General features: G+C 75.2%; 4 protein-coding genes and 1 pseudogene. 2 read left to right on the top strand and 3 right to left on the bottom strand.

Annotated elements, in window-relative coordinates; genetic code table 11:
• The first annotated feature begins 132 nt into the window (after positions 1-132).
• Positions 133-1,737 (top strand): peptide chain release factor 3, encoded by a 1,605-nt coding sequence (locus HCN52_RS21815; RefSeq protein WP_312876828.1) that lies wholly within the window; start codon positions 133-135, stop codon positions 1,735-1,737.
• Positions 1,738-1,847: 110 nt separating this feature from the next.
• Here the strand turns inward: HCN52_RS21815 and HCN52_RS21810 are convergent, their stop codons facing one another.
• The 3 genes from HCN52_RS21810 to HCN52_RS21800 all read right to left on the bottom strand — a co-directional run bounded on the left by HCN52_RS21810 (position 1,848) and on the right by HCN52_RS21800 (position 4,416).
• The gene (locus HCN52_RS21810; protein WP_168090154.1) at positions 1,848-2,387 is read right to left on the bottom strand and encodes a GNAT family N-acetyltransferase; all 540 of its coding nucleotides are present in this window, start codon (positions 2,385-2,387) and stop codon (positions 1,848-1,850) included.
• Positions 2,388-2,450: 63 nt separating this feature from the next.
• Complete coding sequence (locus HCN52_RS21805) at positions 2,451-3,281, bottom strand: endonuclease/exonuclease/phosphatase family protein (RefSeq protein WP_312876827.1); 831 nt, start codon at positions 3,279-3,281, stop codon at positions 2,451-2,453.
• An 82-nt stretch (positions 3,282-3,363) separates the two neighbouring features.
• Positions 3,364-4,416 (bottom strand): Rv2578c family radical SAM protein, encoded by a 1,053-nt coding sequence (locus tag HCN52_RS21800; protein WP_168090153.1) that lies wholly within the window; start codon positions 4,414-4,416, stop codon positions 3,364-3,366.
• 378 nt (positions 4,417-4,794) lie between these two features.
• On the opposite strand from HCN52_RS21800, the pseudogene HCN52_RS21795 reads away from it, so the two are divergent.
• Positions 4,795-4,975 (top strand): annotated as a pseudogene (locus HCN52_RS21795) (hypothetical protein); the annotation flags it as partial.

Below are 4,975 nucleotides of genomic sequence, written 5' to 3'. Positions count from 1 at the left end.
GGCCGGTGCCGCGGCACCGGCCGTGGGCGGGTTTCCCGCGCGGCGCCCCCGGCGGGTAGATTTGCCCGCCGGCCGGCTACGGGCCCGGCGCGCGGCAGCGAGGCCCCGAGCGGGGGCGGATACGGCGGAGTGGTGAGTTCACGGACAACGGCGGCAGACGAGGCGGCGCGGCGCAGGACGTTCGCGGTGATCTCCCACCCCGACGCGGGCAAGTCGACGCTCACCGAGGCGCTCGCGCTGCACGCCCGGGCCATCACCTCGGCCGGCGCGGTGCACGGCAAGGGCGACCGGCGGGGCGTGACCTCCGACTGGATGGCCATGGAACAGGCGCGGGGTATCTCGGTGACCTCCGCGGTCCTCCAGTTCGACTACCGCGGCAACGTCCTCAACCTGCTGGACACCCCCGGGCACGCCGACTTCTCCGAGGACACCTACCGGGTCCTGGCGGCGGTCGACTGCGCCGTGATGCTGATCGACGCGGCGAAGGGCCTGGAGGAGCAGACCCGGAAGCTGTTCGACGTCTGCCGCCACCGGGGCGTCCCGGTCATCACCTTCGTCAACAAGTGGGACCGGCCCGGGCGCGAGGCGCTGGAGCTGATGGACGAGATCGAGCAGGAGTTCCGGCTGCGGCCCACCCCCGTGACCTGGCCGGTCGGCATCGCCGGCGAGATGCGCGGCACACTGGACGCCCGTGAGCCGGACGCCGCGCTGCGCTACACCCGCGCCCCGGGCGGGGAGAAGGCCGCGGCGGAGGAGCGGCTGGACGCCGCCGCCGCCCGGGAGGTCTTCGGCGACGACTACGACCGGGCCGTCGAGGAACTGGAGCTGCTGACGGAGACCGGCGGTGGCCACGACCCGGAGGACTTCCTCGCGGGGCGGTCGACCCCCGTCTTCTTCGGTGCCGCCCTCTCGAACATCGGTGTGCGGGTGCTGCTGGACGCGGTGGTGGACCTGGCGCCCGCACCGTCCCCCCGGCGGCTGGCCGACGGCGGCGAGCGGCCGGTGGACGCGGAGTTCTCCGGCCTGGTGTTCAAGATGCAGGCCAACATGGACCCTTCCCACCGGGACCGCATCGCCTTCCTGCGCGTGTGCTCCGGTGTCTTCGAGCGGGGCATGACGGTGACCCGCGCCGCCTCGGGCCGACCGTTCGCGACCAAGTACGCGCACAGCGTCTTCGGCCAGGACCGGACCTCGGTGGAGCTGGCCTACCCGGGCGACGTGGTCGGCCTGGTCAACGCGGCGCAGCTGCGGGTGGGGGACACCCTCCACACCGGGAAGCGGGTGGAGTTCCCGCCGATGCCGACGTTCGCGCCCGAGCACTTCGCCATCGTCCGGCCGACGGACATCGCGAAGTCCAAGCAGTTCCGCCGCGGCATCGCCCAGCTGGACGAGGAGGGCGTGGTGCAGGTCCTCGTCTCCGACATCCGCGGTGAGCAGGCGCCCGTGCTGGCGGCGGTGGGCCCCATGCAGTTCGACGTGGTGCGCCACCGGATGGAGCACGAGTTCTCCTCGCCGGTGCGACTGGAGTCGCTGCCCTACCACCTGGCCCGTGCCACCGACCCGGCCGGCGGTGAGGCGCTCAACCGGTCGCGCCTGGTCCACGGTGAGGCGATGCTGCGCGTCAAGGACAAGGTGACGCTGGCGCTCTTCCCCAGCCGCTGGCACGTCGGCTCCTTCGAGCGGGAGTTCCCGGACTCCCCGCTGGAGCCGCTGATCGCCGCGCACGAGCAGGACTGACCGCACGGCCCGGGCCGGCGGGCGCGGGCCGGCCCGGGAACTCCGCCGTCCGACCCGGAGTCCGCCCGCCGGGCCGGGAACTCCGCCGTCCGGCGGCTCGCCCGGGGACCTCACCAGGGGTCCCCGGCCCGGTGGTCGCAGACCAGCTCGCCGTGCGGTTCGAGGGGGGCGGAGACCGGCAGCACGAACAGCGCGTCGTCGTCCTCCGGGGTCCGCCGCGGGCCGTGCGGGGTGAGGACGGCGGTGGTGCCGCGCCAGCGCTGCCAGCCCAGCCGCTCGTAGAACGACAGCGCGTCGGCGGTCGAGGAGAGCGCGCCCAGCTCGTACCGCTCGCGTACGACCCGCTCCACCGCGGCGAGCAGCGCCGCCCCGTGGCCGCGCCCGCGGCGGCCCGCCGCCACGGCCACGCCCTCGACGTATCCCGTGCGCAGGGGCCGGCCCCGGTGGGTGAGCCGCCGTTCGACGACGGCCGCGTGGCCGATCAGCTCGCCGTCCACGTCGAGCGTGGCGTGGACACCGCCGAGGCAGTGCTCCCAGTCGGACGGGTCGGTGTCGGGCCCGAAGGCGGAGACGAACAGGGCGTGTGCCGCGGCCAGCCGGTCGGCCGGCAGCTCCGCGGTGGGCGTGGTGCGCAGGACGGCCGAGGTCATGCGGTCATCGTCCCGGCCCGGCGCGCCGGTGACCCCGTCGCGGCCCGCGGCGGCCCGGCCCGGTCACGGGGCCAGCGGTGAGATGAGGTCGGCGACCACCGCGAAGTGGTCGGAGGGCCAGACCCCGCCCACCGGACGGTCGCCGACCACCCGCACGTCGCGGACGCCGAACGGGCCCGGGGCGCCCAGCGGCGGCATCGAGAGGTGGATGTAGTCGATCCGGGCGTCGACGTCCATCGGATGGCGGACGTAGGGGTTTCCCGCGCTCCAGGTGGCCCACGGCGCGCCCGGCGCCGCGTGCCGCCACACGTCGATCATGGCCTGGCCGGGGACGGCGGGCGCCGTGCGGACGCCGGCGAAGAGCCGGATCTCGTCCGAATCCGGCTCCGCGTTGAAGTCGCCGGTCACCACGGTGGGGAAGTCGCCGTCGGGGCGGATCTCGGCCACCAGCCGCGCCACTTCGCCGACCTGCGCCGTGCGGACGGCGGAGCCCGCGGGCGCCGCGTGCAGGTGGGTGGTGATCACCGGGAACCGCGCGGCCCCGGTGTCGACGAGGGCGTGCACCGCGACCCGCCCCTCGGGCGGCCCGTCGCCGTGCGGCAGCCGCCGCACACCGGAACCGACCAGCGGCCAGCGGCTGAGGAGGGCGTTGCCGACGCCGACGGTCGGGTCGACGTGCCCCTGCCAGTACGGCGGGACGCCGGCGGGCCCGAAGACGTGTTCCAGCCCCAGCTCCTCTGCGATCACCGCGGCGAGGTTGGTGGCGCCGGCCGACCAGACCTCCTGAAGGGCGATGACGTCGGGATCGAGTTCCCGCAGCGTGGCGATGATCGCCTGCTGCCGCTCCTCCCACGGGCCGAACCGCCACCACAGATTCCACGTCACGATGCGCACGGCCACGATGGTACGTTCGCCGCGCCGTCGACCGTGACCGCGTCACGGGAGCGCCCTGCGCGCCCCGCCCGCCCGGGGCAGGTCAGAGCAGGGTGAGCTGGGTGCCGCCGGGCCCCTGCCGTCCCTCGCCCGGCGTGGTCCCGCCGGTGCCGGGAGCGGGACTCCGGAAGCGGTGGGCCCCGGGCCGGTGCACGGGTCCGATGCCGTACTCGGCCGCCAGCTCGTGGACCTGTCCGGTCACGCGTCGCTGGTACCAGCGAGGCGCGTAGGCGCCGTCCCCGTACAGCCCCCGGTAGGAGGGGAGCAGCTGCGGGTGGTGCTCCTCCAGCCACCGCAGGAACCACTCGCGCGCGCCGGGTCGCAGGTGCAGCGCCAGCGGGGTGACCGAGACGGCGCCTGCGGCGGCGACGGCCCGCACGGTCGCGCGCAGCTGGTCCGGCGCGTCGCCGAGGAACGGGACGACCGGGGCCATCAGGACCCCCACCGGCACCCCCATGCCGGTCAGGGTCCGCACCACGTCGAGCCGGCGCAGCGGGGAGGGGGTCCCGGGTTCGACGGTGCGCCACAGCTCCTCGTCGACGAAGCCGACGGAGACGGAGACGGAGACGTCCGCGGTCCGCGCCGCCCGGGCGATCGCCTCCGCGTCGCGGAGCACCAGCGTGCCCTTGGTGAGGATCGAGAACGGGTTGCCGTGCTCGGTGAGGGCGTCGAGGATTCCCGGCATCAGCCGGTACCGGCCCTCCGCGCGCTGGTAGCAGTCGACGTTGGTGCCCATCGCGATGTGCTGCCCCTGCCAGCGGCCGGTGGCGAGCTCCCGGCGCAGCACCTCGGCGGCGTTCACCTTCACCACGATCTGGCTGTCGAACCCCGCCCCGGTGTCCAGGTCGAGGTAGGCGTGCGTGCGGCGCGCAAAGCAGTACACGCAGGCGTGCGAACAGCCGCGGTACGGGTTCACGGTCCACTCGAAGGGCATCCGGGACGCTCCGGGGACCCGGTTGACGAGGGAGCGGGCGCGTACCTCGTGGAAGGTGATGCCGCGGAACTCCGGGGTGTCCACGGTGCGGGTGACGACGTCCGTCCCGAACAGGCCGGGGGCCGCGTTCCGGTCGGCGTCGCTCAGGTTGTTCCAGCGCATATGTCCTCCTCCGTCCGCACCAGAATAGAACACGCGTTCGGGTGCGGCGAGGGGGTTGTCCCGGTGCGCTGCCCCGGCCGGAGTGCCCGGCGCCCAACGGACCGTCGCCACCACCGCGTTCATCCGACCGGCGCAACGCCCCGCGCGGCCGTTCGAGTGGATTCCGACGCGGGGTCGGCGCCCACGGTGGAGCCTCCGGCACCGGCGGAGCCGTTGTGCGGCACGACCCCGCGCCGGTTCGCCCCGCTCACCCGCCCACCGGTGCCCGCCCGACGCGGCCGCGCCACGGCTTGCCCCGTCCCCACCCTGCTGCCAGTAATAGGCCCCCACGACGGTTGGGCGCCCGCAGGCGGGCGCGAGGGCGAGAGGGCGGCGGAGATGAGCGTCGACACCGACCGGCCCGGTCCCGGGCCGCGCACCTCCGGCGCCCGGGTGCGGCCGGCGGCGCTCCCCGGCGGTGCGACGGTCACCTGCACGGTGGCGGCGCGGCTGGTGGCCGAGATCCGCCCCGACGGCGACTTCCCCACCGTGGTGACCGGCGACTTCAACGCGGAGCCGG

Origin of the sequence: Streptomyces bohaiensis (assembly GCF_012033785.1) — a bacterium.
In the GTDB taxonomy this organism is placed as follows: Bacteria; Actinomycetota; Actinomycetes; order Streptomycetales; family Streptomycetaceae; genus Streptomyces; species Streptomyces bohaiensis.
Note: the sequence above shows the minus strand (reverse complement) of the source record. Positions and strands in the feature narration are given on the sequence as shown.

Coding starts and splice junctions, on each gene's coding strand:
- HCN52_RS21810 (WP_168090154.1), bottom strand. CDS start 2,387: ATGACCTCGGCCGTCCTGCGCACCACGCCCACCGCGGAGCTGCCGGCC.
- HCN52_RS21800 (WP_168090153.1), bottom strand. CDS start 4,416: ATGCGCTGGAACAACCTGAGCGACGCCGACCGGAACGCGGCCCCCGGC.